The sequence below is a fragment of the Alkalilacustris brevis genome, assembly GCF_003350345.1.
GTDB lineage: Bacteria > Pseudomonadota > Alphaproteobacteria > Rhodobacterales > Rhodobacteraceae > Alkalilacustris > Alkalilacustris brevis.
The window spans coordinates 1-16,823 of the sequence record NZ_QNVJ01000070.1; the positions used below are offsets into that span (position 1 = coordinate 1).

Annotated in this window: 13 protein-coding genes; 4 read left to right on the forward strand and 9 right to left on the reverse strand. The window is 64.0% G+C overall.

The genetic code is table 11. The features are described 5' to 3' along the window. Positions 1 to 123 precede the first annotated feature (123 nt). Positions 124 to 4,467, forward strand: a complete 4,344-nt coding sequence (locus DQ229_RS11420; RefSeq protein WP_114966410.1) for a hypothetical protein — start codon at positions 124 to 126, stop codon at positions 4,465 to 4,467. Between the two features lie 466 nt (positions 4,468 to 4,933). Here the strand turns inward: DQ229_RS11420 and DQ229_RS16330 are convergent, their stop codons facing one another. The 8 genes from DQ229_RS16330 to DQ229_RS11455 form a co-directional block, all read right to left on the reverse strand. Continuing rightward, complete coding sequence (locus DQ229_RS16330) at positions 4,934 to 5,086, reverse strand: hypothetical protein (protein ID WP_155326504.1); 153 nt, start codon at positions 5,084 to 5,086, stop codon at positions 4,934 to 4,936. A 50-nt stretch (positions 5,087 to 5,136) separates the two neighbouring features. Next, the gene (locus DQ229_RS11425) at positions 5,137 to 6,456 is read right to left on the reverse strand and encodes an amidase (protein WP_114966411.1); all 1,320 of its coding nucleotides are present in this window, start codon (positions 6,454 to 6,456) and stop codon (positions 5,137 to 5,139) included. A 10-nt stretch (positions 6,457 to 6,466) separates the two neighbouring features. Next, the gene (locus tag DQ229_RS11430) at positions 6,467 to 7,618 is read right to left on the reverse strand and encodes a M20 family metallopeptidase (protein ID WP_114966412.1); all 1,152 of its coding nucleotides are present in this window, start codon (positions 7,616 to 7,618) and stop codon (positions 6,467 to 6,469) included. A 17-nt stretch (positions 7,619 to 7,635) separates the two neighbouring features. After that, entirely contained in the window at positions 7,636 to 8,607 is a 972-nt protein-coding gene (locus DQ229_RS11435) for an ABC transporter ATP-binding protein (protein ID WP_114966413.1), read from the reverse strand. Beyond that, positions 8,604 to 9,650 (reverse strand): ABC transporter ATP-binding protein, encoded by a 1,047-nt coding sequence (locus tag DQ229_RS11440; RefSeq protein ID WP_114966414.1) that lies wholly within the window; start codon positions 9,648 to 9,650, stop codon positions 8,604 to 8,606. Before DQ229_RS11440 ends, DQ229_RS11435 begins: the two co-directional genes overlap by 4 nt. A 46-nt stretch (positions 9,651 to 9,696) precedes the next feature. Then, positions 9,697 to 10,593: an ABC transporter permease gene (locus DQ229_RS11445; RefSeq protein WP_238381050.1), complete on the reverse strand. Its 897-nt coding sequence runs from the start codon at positions 10,591 to 10,593 to the stop codon at positions 9,697 to 9,699. Positions 10,594 to 10,654: 61 nt separating this feature from the next. Beyond that, the gene (locus tag DQ229_RS11450) at positions 10,655 to 11,596 is read right to left on the reverse strand and encodes an ABC transporter permease (protein WP_114966416.1); all 942 of its coding nucleotides are present in this window, start codon (positions 11,594 to 11,596) and stop codon (positions 10,655 to 10,657) included. A 123-nt stretch (positions 11,597 to 11,719) separates the two neighbouring features. Continuing rightward, entirely contained in the window at positions 11,720 to 13,333 is a 1,614-nt protein-coding gene (locus tag DQ229_RS11455) for an ABC transporter substrate-binding protein (RefSeq protein WP_114966417.1), read from the reverse strand. Between the two features lie 329 nt (positions 13,334 to 13,662). Here DQ229_RS11455 and DQ229_RS11460 point away from each other — a divergent pair, with 329 nt between their 5' ends. Next, positions 13,663 to 14,214 carry a cupin domain-containing protein gene (locus DQ229_RS11460; RefSeq protein WP_114966474.1) on the forward strand — a complete coding sequence of 184 codons (552 nt, stop codon included), beginning with the start codon at positions 13,663 to 13,665 and terminating at the stop codon, positions 14,212 to 14,214. A 27-nt stretch (positions 14,215 to 14,241) separates the two neighbouring features. Here DQ229_RS11460 and DQ229_RS11465 read toward each other — a convergent pair whose 3' ends face one another. Continuing rightward, positions 14,242 to 14,931, reverse strand: a complete 690-nt coding sequence (locus tag DQ229_RS11465) for a cysteine hydrolase family protein (RefSeq protein WP_114966418.1) — start codon at positions 14,929 to 14,931, stop codon at positions 14,242 to 14,244. Between the two features lie 9 nt (positions 14,932 to 14,940). Between DQ229_RS11465 and DQ229_RS16335 the strand changes: the two genes are divergently transcribed. Together DQ229_RS16335 and DQ229_RS11470 are read left to right on the forward strand one after the other, a co-directional pair. Next, positions 14,941 to 15,273, forward strand: coding sequence for a hypothetical protein (locus DQ229_RS16335; protein WP_155326505.1), 333 nt, complete (start codon positions 14,941 to 14,943; stop codon positions 15,271 to 15,273). A 180-nt stretch (positions 15,274 to 15,453) separates the two neighbouring features. Further along, entirely contained in the window at positions 15,454 to 16,821 is a 1,368-nt protein-coding gene (locus DQ229_RS11470; RefSeq protein ID WP_114966419.1) for an ethylbenzene dehydrogenase-related protein, read from the forward strand. The last annotated feature ends 2 nt before the right edge of the window (positions 16,822 to 16,823 follow it).

A 16,823-nucleotide genomic window follows, 5' to 3' on the forward strand; every position in this document is an offset into this window, starting at 1 on the left:
TGAGCCAGAAACCCTCCGTTCCGCAATATGCCTAAATTGTCCCATGGGCGCTGACTTCAGACATCGGCGCGCGTCACGGACTCCTCCTCGGGCGAGCTTTTCGGCGCGGCCAGCAGCGGCAACGTGCATCTGATCGCCGACGGCAGCATCGTTCATTATGACGACGATCCCGATAACACCGTGCCCGATAACACCGTGCGCGGCGCGAATGTCACGCTTGAGGCGCAGTCCGGAAGTATCGGTAACAACGGCGAAAGCCCGCTCAGAGTCGAGACCGAAGGCGGGCGGCTGAACGCACGCGCCACCGGCGACATCGCCATCACCGAGATGGAAGGCACCGACGGCGACCTGCGGGTTGAACTGGTTGAGTCGTCGGGTGGATCGGTGACGCTGATCGCCGATTACGGCTCCATCCTCGACCGCAACCAGGTCGAGGAGCGCGACATCCGCACCGAGGCCGAGCTTCTGGCGCTTTATTTCGACGAACTTGACCTCAAGGACGAGAATGGCGAGCGCGCACAGGCGCAGATCGACGCCCTGCGCGAGCGGCGGCAGCGCGAGTATCTGGAATACTGGCAGTTGCGCACCGGGGAGGAGGGCCTCGATGCCACGGATACCGCCCCGATCACAAAGGCAGACGTCGAGGCAATGGCAGGGGAGATGTTCTCCGGCCTGACCCAAAGCTATATCGACATTTACGGCTGGTCCGACAGCGCGGCGGAAGAAGCCGCCCAGCAGTTCATTGATGCCTTCGTCGATGAGCGCTGGGGGCTTTACGATCAGTGGAACGAGACGGCCCAGTTCGACGATAGCTTCACCTACATCCTCACTTCCGAGGAATACGAACCCTTCCTCGAGGGCATAAGCTGGACCGAGGAGCAGCTTACCACCTCCATCGCCGCCGGGCTCGTGCGGCAGACGGGCGATACCCGCACCCGCGTGCAGGCCCCCAACATCATCGCCCATGGCGACATCACGCTGAGAGCGCGGGATTCGGTGGGCGAGTTGCTGGACGACTACGAAATTCACCCGATCGACCCGAATGCAGAGAATTTAGAGTATCACCTGAGTGCCGAAGACCTCATGGCGCTGGCCGGGGCCGATCGGCTCGACCTGCGCAACCTGATCAACCCGACGGACGAACCCGACGAAAACGACAACGGCCGGATCACATATTCCAAAGACGGGATCATCCGCATCGTCCAGCGCGAGGATTTCAACGTCGAGTTTACCGGGCCGAATGGCGCGCTCACGGTTACTACCGACGAGCACGAGATCTTCCTCGGGTCGGATGAGGACGTGCGCATCCGCCAGGTGCACGGCACGAACGACGTGCAGATCCTGATCGACGGCGCGATGACTGATGTTTCCGGCTACGATCCCACGAGCGGCACCGCCGAGGCCGAGGATGTGGCCGTGATCGGCACCAACCTGGTGCTGGAGTCGGGCCTCAACAATTCCATTGGCACAGTGCAGACACCGCTCAGCGTGCATATCCTCTCCGGTGGTTCGCTCAACGCGCGCGCCGGAACGCCGGGGCACCAGAACGTCTACATCACCGCCTTTGGCGACCTTCCGGTCGAGGCACTGTTTGCGGGCGATACTGCCTCGCTCCATGCAACCGGCGCGATAACCGATAACGTGGGTTCGGACCTGCCGCGTGTAGTGGCCAGCAATGTTTATCTCACAGCGGCGCAGATCGGTTCCGATGACAACCTGTTCGGGATCGAACTGATCGACGAGGACGAAGGCCGCGTCACGCTCGAGACCTTCGCCGACGATGCCTATGATGGCGATGTCTATCTTGATGTGGTGAGTGAACTTAACCTGCTCTTTGGCCGGATTGACCAGGGCGGGCTGATCAACGCGCGCAAGGGCATCACCCTGTTTGGCGACGAGACGCTGGTCTTTGGCGACACTGCCGAACTGGAAATCCGCACCGCTCTGGGGATTGATACACAGTTCTCCACCGGCACTGACATCACCGGCCATGACCTGCTGCTGAATTCCGGCGGACAGGTTGGCAGTGACGAGCACCGTCTGATGACCGCGATCGACCTGTTCAGCTACTATGGCAACCACTTCGCGGGGAACGAGGAAATTACAGCGCTGTGGCTGCGCAACCTGCGTTCCATCGACATCGGCGAGATGATCCAGAACGCCAATCTGCTCTCGGAAACCGATGTGGAAACTGTCGGCGACATGACGCTGGGTCTTGCGCAATCGCTGTCGCGCACGCGCCTGCAGGCCGAGGATAACGCAGGCGAAGGCAGCGCGGGCGACATCACACGCGGCACCGTGATCGCCGAGGAAACCGAACTGTTCGCCGATGGCGGCATCGGCACCGACACGCGGTTCGAGGCGGTGACGGGGCTGTTCCGGGCTGAAGCGGGCAGTGGCGACGCCACGCTGCTCCTGCGCGACCGCGCGGTGGATATCGACTATATCTCGCTGCAAGGTGGCGCACTTGACCTGCTGACGCGCGATGCACCGGTGCGGCTGCTGGAAGAAGGCGCCGAATGGTCCTTTGCGTGGACGGATGAGGGCGCCGGGCTGGGCTCGGGGCGCGGTATCATGACGCGCGGCGGCGATATGCGCTTCCACCTTGTGAACTCCGATCCGACAACAACGCGCACCTCGCTGTCGCTCGGTGCAACGATCGACACCAGCGCTTCGGGCACCGGGTTCGGGGCGGGCGGCGATATCGACATCCTCGTCGAAGGCAGCGCCGATCAGGACGATGGCCAGCGCATCATCGCCGGCCAGGGCACCATCGCGATGGAAGTGGAAGACGATTTCACTCTCGCCTCGATCTGGAGCGAAAACGCCACCGACGACGCGCTGCGACTCACCGTGGGCGGCACGCTTTTCAACACCGGGCGGCTGGCGCATCTGGACCTTCTGGCCAATGCGAGCGGCGCGCTAACCACGCTGCGGCTGGGCGCGCTGGACCCGGCGGGCAATGACGACCCCGATCTGGCCGATGGGTTGCGCACCGATCTCGACCGGCTCGATGCGGTGGTTCAGGCGGGCGACATGCATCTGAACGATGTGGGCCGCCTGACGCTGGAAAGCGTGCTGGTCGAGGCCGGCAATATCGACATCTTCGCTGGCAGTGATGCCAGTCATGACATGCTGGTCAACCTGGTGGAGGCGCCGCAGGATGATGCCACGGTGGTGCTGTCGGTGCTGGGCGATCTGCGCTCGGGTGCTGATACGCGGATCACGGGCGACAACCTCGCGCTGTTCTCGTTTATGGGCAATATCACCGGCGAGGGCGCGGGCACCCAGCTTGGCAGCGGCGGCTTCTTCGAGGCGACGACCTCGGCGGGGGCCGAACTGCGCATGATGGCGGGTCAGGATCTGCGCTATCGCGAGCGTGCAGACGATCTGCGCGTCCTGTTCATGTTCGCGGGCACCGAGGATGGTGCGACCGGCCACATGGAGGTCGAGGTCCAAGACGGCAGCCTCACCGTGGGCCTGATGGGCGCTGCCGAGGATGTGCGGATCGAGGCGCAGGACGCCATCGACATTAATCTCGCCGGCAATACCGAGTTCGACATCATCGATGCGGGCGCGCCGCTCAACCTGGTGCGTTCGGCCTACTACGACGACGTCTATCAGGCCCACGCGCCCGGCATCGCCACGCTGACCGCATTGGGCGCAGGCAGCTCGATCGACGTTGGCCTGATCAACCTGCGCGACCGGCTGCAGCTTTATGCCTACGAGCATATCGACGCGCGCGCCTATGACGTGAACCCGGACAACGGGCTGTTCCTAGAGACTTCAAACCCCGAAGGCGGGTTCGTGGGCAGCGAGGATATCCCGCTCTACATCCGGGTGATCGGCGACGGGCCACGCATCCTGCTGGATGACCCTTATGAGGATTTCCAGCATCTGATCGACGACCGGCTTGAGGCCGATGGCACGCTCTGGCTCGAGAACAGCCGCATCGGCTGGGGCGAGGTGATCCACGCCGGGCCCTATTTCGTGGGCCTCGACAACAACCGCATCGACGGCGATGTCTACTTCCGCCAGCGCACTTTCGACCTTTATGCGCACATCCTCTATCGCTTCCTTGATGTGGACGCCGACGCGCAGATCTACGCTTTCCAGAACGAAGGGCGCGTGGGCTTTACCATCGAGGACGAGATCATCCTCACCACGGCCGAGGACGTGCTGGTGCTCAACCGCAAGCTCGCCGGCGTCGATCTCGATGGCGGGCAGGGCTTCACTTATGATGTCGGCTCCGAGACCGAGACCCTGGGCGGCACCTTCATCCGTGGCACGGCGCCCGGCGGGGTGGTGCGGCAGATCTTCCAGGTCATGGAACTCTTTGACGAGGACGAGGAAGAACTTGTGGAGGACAGTGAAGAAGACGGCGAAGAAGGTGAAGGCGCGGGAGATGGAACTCCGCAGCTGATTTCACCCGAGCTTGCCGCGCATCTTCAGGCATCGGTGAACTGAACTGCGGCGGGTTTGCCGGAGGCTGCAGTTTTTTGCGCGGGATGGGAGCATCATGAGCAACCCGGTGTGCAGCTGGCCGTAGTTTTCCAGCGCACTGTCGATGCCTTTTCGCAGCCCTGCCGAGCCTCTTGAGGAAGAGACCACTCAGCAAGCATGAGGTTACTGCGCCCGGGTTTGCGAGTGGCCGGCACAAGACTGCCGCGCGTTGCTACGACAGAAAACGGCGCGGGCAAACGAACAGTCGCGAGAATCCTTTTTTCGGCTGGCGCCAGCGGGGCAGGTCACGCGCCATTTGCCCGTCGCCCAGCCAGAAAGGATTGCGCATCATGTCCCCTCAGTTTGGGTGCTGGAATCATGCAGCCACAACCGCTTAAAGCCGGTTAATGGGTCTGACCCTGAAAAATGTGCGAAGGATTCTGGACACGATCTTGTCGCCGGATCAAGGCCGCTTCAGACTCCGCGAAGATCATTGATACGGCCCGGACATCGTGGCCAGGGCGGAATACAGGATCAGCGCCAGGAGCAGTGCAAGTAACAGCACAAGCCCGAGGCTGCTGCCCAACCGCTTGTGCGGCTGCGGCGTGCCGCAGGTGGGGCAGGTGGCGGTGAATCGGCTCAACGGTCGCCCGCAAGCCAGGCAGGAGACCTGTTTGCCCCTGTTCCGATTGCTCATGCGCCAGGCGCTCCGGCCGGTTCCAGACGGGTCTCCAGCCAGGCGGCTGTCGCCAGCAGGGCCGGATCGCCCCCCGGGCGGCCCACCAGTTGCACGCCAAGCGGCAGCCCGGCCGGCCCGGTCCCATGCGGCAGGGCGATGGCGGGGAGGTGCAGCGCCGTCCAGGCCCGGCAGAACACCGGATCGCCGGTGGTCATGCCCTCGGGGGCCTCGCCCGGGGCCGGCAGAGTAAGCCAGACTTCGCCCTCGGCCATCAGCGCAGCGATACGACGCCGGCCCTCGACCAGTAGGCGCCTGTCCTCCAGCAGCCCTTCGAAAGGAATGTCGGCCACGCTTTCGAAGTGATCGCGCAGCCCGGGGCTGAGGCGGTCGAGATGCGCCATGCGCTCCCAGGCAAGGGCACGGCGCCCTTCGCAAAGCTGGATGCGCTCCTGGGCAACCAAGAGCGCGGTGATCTCATCAGCCAATTCATCCGGCAGTGGGCTGTCATCCACTGGCACGCCCGCCTCGGCGACGCGCTCGGCAGCGGAGGTGAGGGCAGCAAGGGCCTCCGGCGTGGCGCGATCCCAGGCCGGGGCGGGGATCAGCCGCACCCGGGTTGGCGGAGCGGGTTGCGGATCGGCCAGCGCCTTCCAGCCAGACATTGCCGCTGCGAAGAGGCCTGCGTCACCGACGCTGCGGGCGAATACGCCCAGCGTGTCCAGGCTGGAGGCGAAGTGATGCATGCCGGAGGTGTCGATGGTGCCGAAGCTGGGCTTGAAGCCCACCACGCCGCAAAAGGCCGCCGGCCGCACGATCGAGCCCGCAGTCTGGGTCCCGATCGCGAGCGGCACCTGAAAATCGGCCACCGCCGCAGCCGAGCCGCTGGACGACCCCCCTGGTGTGTGCCCTGGCGCGTGGGGGTTGCGCGTGTCGGTGGGTGTAAAGGCGGCAAATTCAGTGGTGGCGGTCTTGCCCATCACCAACCCGCCGGCAGACCTGAGTGCTGCCACGCAAGCCGCGTCGCGCCCGGTGTGGCGCCCCTCATAGATGGGCGAACCGCAGGCGGTGGGCATGTCGGAGGTCTCGAGGATGTCCTTGACGCCGACCGGTAGGCCAGCCAGCGGTCCGGCGGACGGATCGACGCAGCCGGCGGCAGCGCGCGGCACCGCCGGATCGAGGAACGCCCAGGCCTTCACCACCGCGTCCCTGTTGGCGATGCGGTCCAGGCAGGCTTCCACCAGCGCCGCGGGCGAAAGCCGGCCGGCGCGGATGGCCGCAAGCGCCGCGCGCGCGCTCAGGCGGGCAGGGTCCGACAGGTTCGACGCCGTGCTCATTGGTGGTTCCTCATGACAGGTATCTCCGGCCAATTTCGGCAAAGGCACGGGCGCAGGCGGTGATCAGGGCGGTTTCGCAGTATTCGTCGGTCTGATGGGCCAGCGCCATCGGACCCGGGCCCATGATCAGCGTCGGGGGATGCCCGAAGGCCGCGGTCAACACCGAGGCGTCGGTGAAGTAATGCGCCGTCTCGTCGCCTGCCGAGACGCCGGTGATACTCGCGGCCAGTGTGCGGGTCTCGGCCATCCAGGGGTCGTTTGCGGGTGTGAAGACGGCCGCCATGTCGGTCAGCGTCTCGATTTCGACCTCGGCCCCCACCGCCGCGGTCACCAGATCGCGCGCGCGGGCATTGGACAGTTCAGGCGTCGTGCGAATGTCCACGCCCAGCGTCGCCAGATCGGGCACAGAGTTGATGTTGAGCCCCGCCCGCAGCGTCCCCAGGTTCAGCGTCACGGGCCCCATCACCGGATGCGCCGGTGCATCGAAATCGAGGTCCCGTAGCGCGGCGACGCTGGCGCAGGCGCCAAAGATCGCGTTGCGGCCCTTTTCGGGCATGGAGCCATGTGCGGTGACGCCGCGATGGTTGAGATGCAGCCAGAGCGCGCCCTTGTGGCCAAGAAGCGGGCGGTTGTCGGTGGGTTCGGCCACGATCAGCGCGCCGGCGGTGCCCAGCAACGCTTTGTCGCCGGCGAGTGCCAGCACCCCTTCGCAGCCGGTCTCTTCACCCGCGCTCAGAATCAGGCGCAGGTCAGCGGCTCGGTCCGGTTCGGCGGCCAGGTCCAGCGCGGCGCGCACGCAGGCCGCCACGCCGCTTTTCATGTCCGAGGCGCCGCGTCCATAAAGACGGCCATCGCGCTCCAGGCCCTCGTGCGTCGGGACAGTCCAGGGCGCATTGCCCAGAGGCACGGTGTCGACATGACCCGACAGCACAAGCGGCGCGCGAGCCGGGGCCCTGGTCGCCGACAGGGTGGCCAGCAGGTTCGCGCGCCCCTCGCCCATCTCTTGCCAGACGATCTCGAAGCCTGCGGGGGCCAGCAGCCCGGCAAGCCATTCCAGCGCCGGACGTTCGTTGCCCGGCGGGTTGATAGTGTCAAAACGGATCAGGCGGCGGGTGATTTCCACCGCGTCGAGGGTCGTCAGGGGGGTATCGGCGTTCGTCATGGGGCCTTTCGCGTGGTTCAGCGCAGGTGACAGGCGGCCATATGGCCGGGGGCGAGTTCGCGCAGTTTCGGGGTTTCATGAAAGCACCGGTCCACCGCCAGCGGACAGCGGGTGTTGAAATGACAGCCCTTGGGCGGGTTGATGGGGCTGGGCACGTCGCCGCGAAGGACCTGCCGCTTGCGCCGCCGGCGCGGGTCGGGCACCGGGACAGAGTCGAGCAGCGCTTCGGTATAGGGGTGCTGCGGGTTGCGGAAAAGCTCCCGCTTGGGCGCCAGTTCCACCAGCCGGCCCAGATACATCACGCCGATCCGGTGCGAGATGTGCTGCACCACGGCCAGATCGTGAGCGATGAACAGATATGAGAGCTCGAACTCCTGCTGCAGGTCCATCATCAGGTTGATGACCTGCGCCTGCACCGATACATCGAGCGCCGACACAGGCTCGTCGGCGATGATGAGTTCCGGGTTCAGCGCAAGCGCGCGGGCGATGCCCAGCCGCTGCCGCTGCCCGCCGGAAAACTCGTGCGGAAAGCGGTTGAGCGCATCGCGCCGCAGGCCGACCCGGTCGAACAGCGCCGCCACCTTTTCCAGCCGCTCCGCGCGGCTGGCGTCCGGCTCGAAATTGCCCAACGGCTCGGCCACGATGTCCTTCACCCGCATCCGCTGGTTGAGCGAGGCATAGGGATCTTGAAAGATCACCTGCATCACCCGGCGGTGGGGGTGCATCTGCGCCCGGCTGAGGCCGGTGATATCGGTGCCCTTCAGCCGTATCGATCCCGATGTCGGGTCTTGCAGCTTCAGGATGACCTTGCCGGTGGTTGACTTGCCGCAGCCCGACTCGCCCACCAGCCCCAGCGTCTCGCCCTTGCCGATGGTGAAGCTGATGCCATCGACGGCGTAGACCCGCTGCACCTCGCGTTGCAGAAGGCCGCCATGGATGGGGAAATGCTTGGTCAGGTCGCTGACCTCCAGGATCGGGGCCTTGCTCATGCGGTCCACTCCGGCAAGTTTTCACTCTCCCAGCAGGCGGCCAGATGGCGTTCGCCACGGTCCACCAGCGGCGGGTATTCACGTCGACAGCGGTCGGTGACAAAGGCGCAGCGGTCGGCAAAGACGCAGCCCTTCGGCAGGTTGTTCAGCGCCGGCACGATACCGGGGATTTCGGACAGACGCTCGACCGCGCTGGCTTCGCCTCCCGTCACGCGGGGGACCGAGCGCATCAGTCCACGCGTATAGGGGTGTTGCGGGCGCTCGAACAGGTCGATCACATTGGCTTCTTCGACCTTGCGGCCGGCATACATCACCAGCACCCGGTCGGCCATTTCGGCCACCACGCCCAGGTCGTGGGTGATCAGGATGATGGCGGTTTGCAGCTTGTCGCGGATCTCTTCCATCAGGGCAAGGATCTGCGCCTGAATGGTCACGTCCAGCGCCGTGGTGGGTTCGTCCGCGATCAGAACCGACGGGTTGCACGACAGCGCCATGGCGATCATCACCCGCTGGCGCATCCCGCCGGACAGCTGGTGGGGGTATTCGCGCAGGCGTGCTTCGGGCTCGGGGATATGTACAAGGTCCAGCATCTCACGCGCGCGGGTCATGGCGCCCTTGTAGCCCAGACCCTGGTGCAGGATGATCGCCTCGGTCAGCTGGTCGCCCACGGTGAGCACCGGATTGAGCGAACTCATCGGATCCTGGAAAATCATCGAGATCTCGTTGCCGCGGATTCGGCGCATCTCATCGGGCGAAAGCTTCAGCAGGTCGCGCCCGTTGAAGCGGATTGCGCCACTGGCGTAGCGGCCCGGGGGCGTCGGCACCAGCTGCATGATCGAGAGCGACGTGATTGATTTTCCGCAGCCGGATTCACCCACCACGCCCAGAATCTCGCCGGGGCGCAGATCAAAACTCAGCCCCTCGACCGCCTTGACCACACCGTCGCGGGTGTCGAACCAGGTGCGCAGATCCTCGACTTCGAGCACCGGCGCGGCGTTCCTGTCCTGCAGCGCGGCGGCATCGGATTCGGGGGCGTTAGACATGAAGGCGGCTCCTTGCGGGCGTCGTTGGGAAGGCGGCGGGCAAAGGTCAGATCCGGCGCTTCATGCGCGGATCCAGCGAATCGCGTAGACCGTCGCCGAAGGTGTTGATGGCGAAGACCGTGATGGCCAGGAATATCCCCGGATACATGATGATCCCGAAATTCTGGAAGAAGAACATTCGCCCCTCGGCCATGATATTACCCCAGCTGGGGATCTCGGGCGGGGTGCCGGCCCCGACGAAGCTGAGATAGGCCTCGAAGATGACCGCCTGCGCGCAGATGTAGGTGGCCTGCACGATCAGGGGCGGGATCGTGTTGGGCATGATGTGGCGAAACAGGATCCGGGTGGTCGAGGTGCCGCAGGCGATGGCGGCCTGCACGAAGGTCTGGTCGCGCAGCATCAGCACGACCGAACGCACCAGCCGCACCACACGCGGCACTTCGGGAATGGTAAGCGCAATGATGACATTCTGCACGCTCGACCCCCAGAGCGCGACCAGCGCAATAGCCAGGAGGATCGACGGAATGGACATCAGCGCATCCATGAAACGCATCACGATCGCGTCCACGCGGCGGTTGAAGCCGGCCACCAGCCCGATGACCAGCCCCACGGAGGTCGCCATCGCCGCCACCGATAGCCCCACCACCAGCGATATCTGCCCGCCATGCAGCACCCGCGACAGCAGGTCGCGACCATACATGTCGGTGCCGAACCAATGCGCGGCAGAAGGGTCCTGCAGCCGGTCGATGGGCGACTGGCGCATCGGCTCCGGCAGCCCGAAATAGGGCGCGCCGAAAGCCAGAAGCGCCATCACCGTCAGCACCACCAGCCCGAACAGCATGGTCGGGTTGCGCCGCAGCGCGTCTGCCATGGCAACGGCGTTTTCCGTCAGTCGGGCCGAAAGTGGCGGGTCCTGCAGCCTGTCGTGGGAACGGTCGGTCACGGGTGGGTCATCCTCGGGTCTCGGGGTTTTAGGGCGGGGTCAGGTGCCGTTGGCGTGGAGGTCAGTAGCGGATGCGCGGATCGAACAGCACATAGGTCAGGTCGATCAGCAGGTTGAGCAGCACATAGGTCAGCGAGAATACGAGGATCACGCCCTGGATCACCGGATAGTCGGTGCGCAGCACCGCATCGACGGTCAACCGGCCCAGCCCCGGAATGGCGAAAACGCTTTCGGTCACCACCACCCCGCCAATCAGCAGCGCCAGCCCAAGCCCGATCGTTGTGCTGATCGGTACCATCGCGTTCTTGAGGGCGTGCTTGATCAACACCTTGCGGGTGGGCAGACCCTTGGCATAGGCGGTGCGGACGTAATCTTCGTTCAACACCTCCAACATCGTGGCCCGTGTCATCCGCGCGATCAGCGCCATGTAGACCAGCCCCAGCGTCAGCGCCGGCAGTGTGATGTGCCGCAGGAAGCCGGGAAAGCTGGTGAAGATCGACGTATAGCCCTGGACCGGAAACCAGCCCAGCCGGACCGAGCCGCCCAGGATCAGTGCATAACCCAGCACGAAGACCGGCAGCGAAAAGCCCAGCACGGCCACTGTCATCACCGCCCGGTCGATCCAGGTGCCCACTTTCCACGCCGCGATCACCCCCAGCGGAATCGCCAGAGTGATGGCGATGATCATGGTCGTGAGGGTCAGCATGAAAGTGGGTTCGATACGCTGGCCAATCAGCCGCGACACCGGCAGGCCGGAATAGATCGAAGTGCCCAGATCGCCGCGAAAGAGGCCTGCGGCCCAGTTCAGGAACTGCACGTGCAGCGGATCATTGAGGCCCAACTGGGTGCGTATCTCCTCGACCTGAGCGACCGAGGCAAAATCGCCGGCAATCACAACGGCCGGGTCGCCCGGGCTCATGTGCAGCAGCATGAAGACGAACACTGCGACCAGCGCCATGATCGGAATGGTAGCCAGAAGACGCCGGACGACGTAAGCAAACATGGCTCATGGGCTCCTTTTCACAACCCGCGGCGGCACCGCGTCGTGGTGTGGGGCGGGGGGGGCACCGGCGCCCGGGTCGCAGGCGCCGGCAGGGGACGCGCCGGTACGGCGCGTCCGCAAAGGTCAATCGACCGTGATGTTCCAGAAGAACGGAACCGGGGCGACCAGCACGTTGCTGACGTTCGAGCGCCAGGCGGTCGGCTGGTAGTACTGACCGGTGGGGATGTAGGGTACAAAGTCGTAAAGCTCTTCCTGCAACTCCACCACGATGGCGCGCTGTGCGTCCTGGTCGGTCTCGCGGGCGAACGCGTCGCGCAGTTCCTCGATGCGCGGGTTGTCGGGCCAGCCGAACCACGCCGTGTCGCCCGACGCCGCCACCGAGATGTTGGTGATCGGGTTGAGCTGATCCACCGCGAGCCACCAGGTCGGGAAGATGTTCCAGCCGCCGTCTTCCGGTGCATCCCGCACCGCCCGGCGCGAGGTCATGGTGGCCCAGTCCAGCGCCGCAAGGCGCACGTTCATGCCGATCTCGCGCAGCGCCTGTGCGGTCACCAGCGCCTGGCCATGCGCAACCGGCACGTCAGTCGGATCGAGGATCACCACCTCGCGGCCGTCATAGCCCGATTGCTCCAGCAACTCGCGCGCCCGGTCCAGGTCCTGCCCGCGCAGGATTTCGCTGCCCACATCGGTCTCGAAGGGGCCGCCGCACATGAAGTAGGCGCCGCAGAACTCCTCGAAATATTCGGGGTTGCCCATGATCGAGTACATGTAGTCAGCCTGCGAGACCGCGTGCATCGCCGCCTGGCGGGCATATTTGTTGTCAAAGGGCGGATGAAGGAAATTGAACCGGATCACGCCCTGCGTGCCCAGCGGGTCCACCGTTTGGACAGTGATGGAGGGGTCGGCCTGGATCATCGGGATCAGGTCCACGGCGGGCTGTTCGTAAAGGTCCACCTCGCCGGCCAGCAGCGCCTGGGTGGCGGTGGCGGCATCGGGGATGTAGCGCCATTCCACCCTGTCGACATTGGCCAGCTTGCCGCCGGCGGCGTAACTTGCGGGCTCGTCGCGCGGGACGTAATCCTCGAACCGCTCATAGACCACCAGGTTGCCGGGCTGCCATTCGGCCTCGACAAAGCGGAACGGGCCGGACCCGATCACCTCGGGGATCTGCTCGCTGGGGCTGGTCTCTGCCAGGCGGGCCGGCATGATGAACGGCACGTTGGACGAGATCTTGCCAAGCGAATCCAGCACAAGCCCATAGGGTTCGGAGAGCGTGATGGTGAAGCTGAGGTCGTCCACCGCCTCAATGCTGTCGGTGACACTCATCAGCTTCTGGCCCATGCCGTCGCGCGCGCCCCAGCGGCGCAGCGATGCGACCGCGTCCGCGGCGGTTACCGGGCTGCCGTCATGGAAGGTCAGGCCAGACCTTAGCGTGATGGTGTAGGTCAGCCCATCGTCACTCACCTCATAGCCCTCGGCCATCTGAGGCTGCACCTCAAGATTTTCATCGAGCGCGAAAAGCGTGTCCCAGACCAGATAGCCATGGTTGCGGGTAATGTACGCAGTGGTCCAGATCGGGTCGATGTTACGCAAGTCCGCGTGCGGCACGATACGCAGCACCGAACCGTCCTGGGCCTGGGCAGGCTCAGACATCAACCCGGCAGCCACAACAGGTGCCAGCGCCAGCCCGGCGGCAAGGCCGGACAGTGGGCGCAAACCCTTCACGATTCCAGTCATCAAAAAAACTCCTTTTTTTAGCGACACCCAAGACGATCCGTGACCGTTCCGGTCACGATATCGCTGTCGCAACTCTCCCTGTCTCAGCGGCACCGTTCGCGGCATCGCGCTGGCCCAACCACCTTGCGACAGACTTTCATGAAATGCAACTTTCTTGCATGTGTTGATGAAACCGGGCAGATTCTGGCCGCAATGGCTGGCCGCATCGAGCGATTCTTGAGCGAGTTGAATGTTTATTTGGCAGTCGTAAAATGCTCCCACCGCCGAGAAAGCCATGAATGTTGAGATTGGCGCTGACCAAGTCGGTGCAACGTGGTTTGGAGACTTGCATGCCGGGAAAGAAATTGCGAGACGCTCGCCGCCGGCTGGGACGCACCCTGAAGGACGTTGCGACCAGCGCCGGCGTGTCCGAAGGGCACTTGTCGAAGATCGAGACCGGCAAGGCTGTGCCATCACTGCCAGTGTTGCACCGCATCGCCAGCCGCCTCGGGATCAACCTTGCGTATCTGTTCGATTACACCGGCGACGAGAAAGCTGTTGTCCTGCGCCCCGGGCGGCGCCCGCTGATCACCCTTGATCCGCTACGCAACGGCCGTGGCGTCACGCTCGAGCGGATCATCGCCCATGCGCCCGAGAATGCGCTGCAATGCAATATCCATATCCTTGAGCCCGGTGGCGCCTCGGACGGGCAGATCTCACACGAGGGCGAAGAGGTGGGATATGTTATCGAGGGCCGGGTGGAACTGAAGCTCGACGACGAAGTGCATTTGCTGGGCCCCGGCGATGCGTTTCACTTTCGCTCGAACCGTGACCACGGTTATCGCAACGTCGGTGACGGCCGGGCGCGTATCTTCTGGGTAAACACGCCCCCGACCTTCTGACCTGTCGCCGTGATACCAGCGGGCGGCTCAGTGCGGCCCTCGGCTCCAGACCGCCGGGTCGTCAAGAATGTCCGACAGGCCGAGCACGTGGCAGTAGATCATGTTGATGACCCGAAGTTCGTGCTCGTGCAGCGCCTTGGTCGCAGCAGCACAACAGTCCTCGACCACCCAGACGTTGAAGCTTTCGTCAGCCAGGCTGCGCACCGTGGACGAGATGCACTGATCGGTAAAGATGCCGGCCACAATCACGTCGGTGATACCCATGTTGTGCAGGATCAGGCGCAGATTGGTGCCTGTCAGCGCGCTGTCGGTAGACTTCAGCACGCAGATTTCGTCGCGCTCCGGAGCAAGTTCGGGAACGATCTGCGCCTCTTCGGTGTCCTTGGGCAGCAGCAAGTAGTTGAACCCGGGTTTCTTCTGGCTCAGCGAGCGGTCTCTGCCATCCTCCTTGAGGCAGGCGATGCGTGCGTGGATGACCTCGACGCCACGGTTTCGGCAGTCGGCTATCAGCTTTGCCGTGTTGGGGATCACCACCTCACGCATCCGCTTAAAAAAGGGCTGCCAACGGGCGTTCTCTTCCGGGGTGTCCTTGGGGGCAAGGTATGTGTTTTGGATATCGACAACCAGAAGTGCCGTGCTTGTGTGATCGAGGCGCAGATCATCAGGCTGCTCGGCGCCCTCGTAGTAAAAGGATCGGTAAGCGGTTTTCCAGGACATGGAGCCTCCTTGCGTGGACCGGACAATCCACGCAGTTCATTCCAGCTCGGCCTCCAAGTAAACCCCGGTTATGGCTCCACCGGGTTGATGTCAGGCAACCGCGCAATTGTTGAGCAGGATACTCGGCACCGCAACCGACCAGCAGCATTGGCGAACGACTTCGCCGGAACAAACACGAATGGCCGAGTTGGGAATCCGGTCTGGAAAGCCGGGCTGCCGGATGTGCGCATCCATGACCTGCGGCACACCTTCGTCGCGCTGACGGATTATCCGGACACGAAAACGCCGTGCGGCCTACACGCCTTGATGCGCGTCTTTTCCCGTCATTTCCATCCGCTTTGAATGGATGACGCGCGCTTGCTTGGTGTGATAGGGTTAAACACGGGTTGTTGATTTCGATCAATGCCCACTTCGGATTGAGTGAATAGAATCTGGATAATGCTCAGGGTCATGCTGTAAATTTTTGATGTGCTTTACTGTTTGTCTTTGATGCCTGAGTTGCAACAAGGCAGGAGTGCCAACATGCAGAACCCGAAGCTGATCGGCGCTGTCGCGCTGTTTTCGGGCGCATTGCTCGTTTCGTGGGTGACCCACGGCACGGGAGTCGTGCGCGATGACCCCGAACGCAACATAAGCATCCCCGAAACGCTGACTGTGCCGCTTCAGGTGCAGGCGGCCTATAACAGTCAGGACATCTTTTTCCGCTACCGCTGGCCCTCGGACAGCGTCGGTATCTTGCACGACGTTGTGCGCTACGAGGACGGTGCCTGGATCAGGGAGGGCGGTGATATGCCCGGCCCCAACCCCTTTGGCACACACGAAGACCGCGTTGCGATGATGCTCGATGACGGCAGCGTGCCAGAATTTGGCCGCTATGGCGGTTACATCACCATCGGCGCCGGTCTGGCCGGTCTGACCGACGAGGCCCCCGAGGAGGTCACGAAATACCTGCCGATGACGCGCAACACGCTGGGTCAGTGGGATGACATGGCGCCCGACAGTGAGTTGGCGCGGCTGCGCGCGGCGGGTTATTTTCTCGATCTCTGGCACTGGCGCGGCGCGCGCTCCAACCCGGTCAACGAGGCCGATGACCAGAATGTGGGCACCGGGCGCGATGGCGATGCCGGATCTTCAACCTACACCACGAACTGGGATTCCGATGCCGAGCAGCCGATCGTGATGTTCGATGTCGCCACGGCCGGGTATCGGGCGCTGAGCTGGGACGATGTGCGAAACGGGCGCATCTCGCAGGAGCAGACCTATGCCCTGATCACCGGCGAGGCGGTGCCCTTCGATCCGGATGCCGGCTGGCAGAATGGCGACGTGCTGCCACGCCGGATCATCCGGCCAGGCAGTGGGTCGCGCGGGGATATCCGCGCCGACGGTCGCTGGGCCGATGGATACTGGGATGTCACGCTGGCGCGTGCGCTCGATACCGGCAACCCGCTGGACGACAAGATCCTGCAAGATCATGGCACCTATGACGTGGCCTTTGCCGTTCACCGCGATGCGACCGGCGGGCGCTGGCACTATGTGTCGCTGCCCTTCAGCCTGGGACTGGCGCATGAGGCCGATATCATGGCCACACGCTTCACCGGCGCCACCCCGCAATGGAGCGATAGCTGGAGCGATGTCACGCTGTTCTACCCGGGACAGGTCACCTGGCCCTCGCTCAACAGCGCGGTCCATGGCGGCGCCAGCGGCATTGCCGCGCGGGTTCCGGTGAGCGCGCGTCACAGCCCCGAACAGCTGGCGCATTACGGTATCGAGCATGAGTTCAGAAACGAGATCCGGCGACAGTGGCTGTTCACGCTTCTGGCGGGGGTCTTGCTGATCGCAGCCTTCGGCATGGCGCTGAACGCAACCATCGCTTCACGGAAAGGAGCCTGATC

Excerpts from the sequence above, each read along its gene's own strand:
- DQ229_RS11425 (WP_114966411.1), bottom strand. The coding sequence starts at position 6,456 with ATGAGCACGGCGTCGAACCTGTCGGACCCTGCCCGCCTGAGCGCGCGC.
- DQ229_RS11430 (WP_114966412.1), bottom strand. The coding sequence starts at position 7,618 with ATGACGAACGCCGATACCCCCCTGACGACCCTCGACGCGGTGGAAATC.
- DQ229_RS11435 (WP_114966413.1), bottom strand. The coding sequence starts at position 8,607 with ATGAGCAAGGCCCCGATCCTGGAGGTCAGCGACCTGACCAAGCATTTC.
- DQ229_RS11440 (WP_114966414.1), bottom strand. The coding sequence starts at position 9,650 with ATGTCTAACGCCCCCGAATCCGATGCCGCCGCGCTGCAGGACAGGAAC.
- DQ229_RS11450 (WP_114966416.1), bottom strand. The coding sequence starts at position 11,596 with ATGTTTGCTTACGTCGTCCGGCGTCTTCTGGCTACCATTCCGATCATG.
- DQ229_RS11455 (WP_114966417.1), bottom strand. The coding sequence starts at position 13,333 with ATGACTGGAATCGTGAAGGGTTTGCGCCCACTGTCCGGCCTTGCCGCC.
- DQ229_RS11460 (WP_114966474.1), top strand. The coding sequence starts at position 13,663 with ATGCCGGGAAAGAAATTGCGAGACGCTCGCCGCCGGCTGGGACGCACC.
- DQ229_RS11465 (WP_114966418.1), bottom strand. The coding sequence starts at position 14,931 with ATGTCCTGGAAAACCGCTTACCGATCCTTTTACTACGAGGGCGCCGAG.
- DQ229_RS11470 (WP_114966419.1), top strand. The coding sequence starts at position 15,454 with ATGCAGAACCCGAAGCTGATCGGCGCTGTCGCGCTGTTTTCGGGCGCA.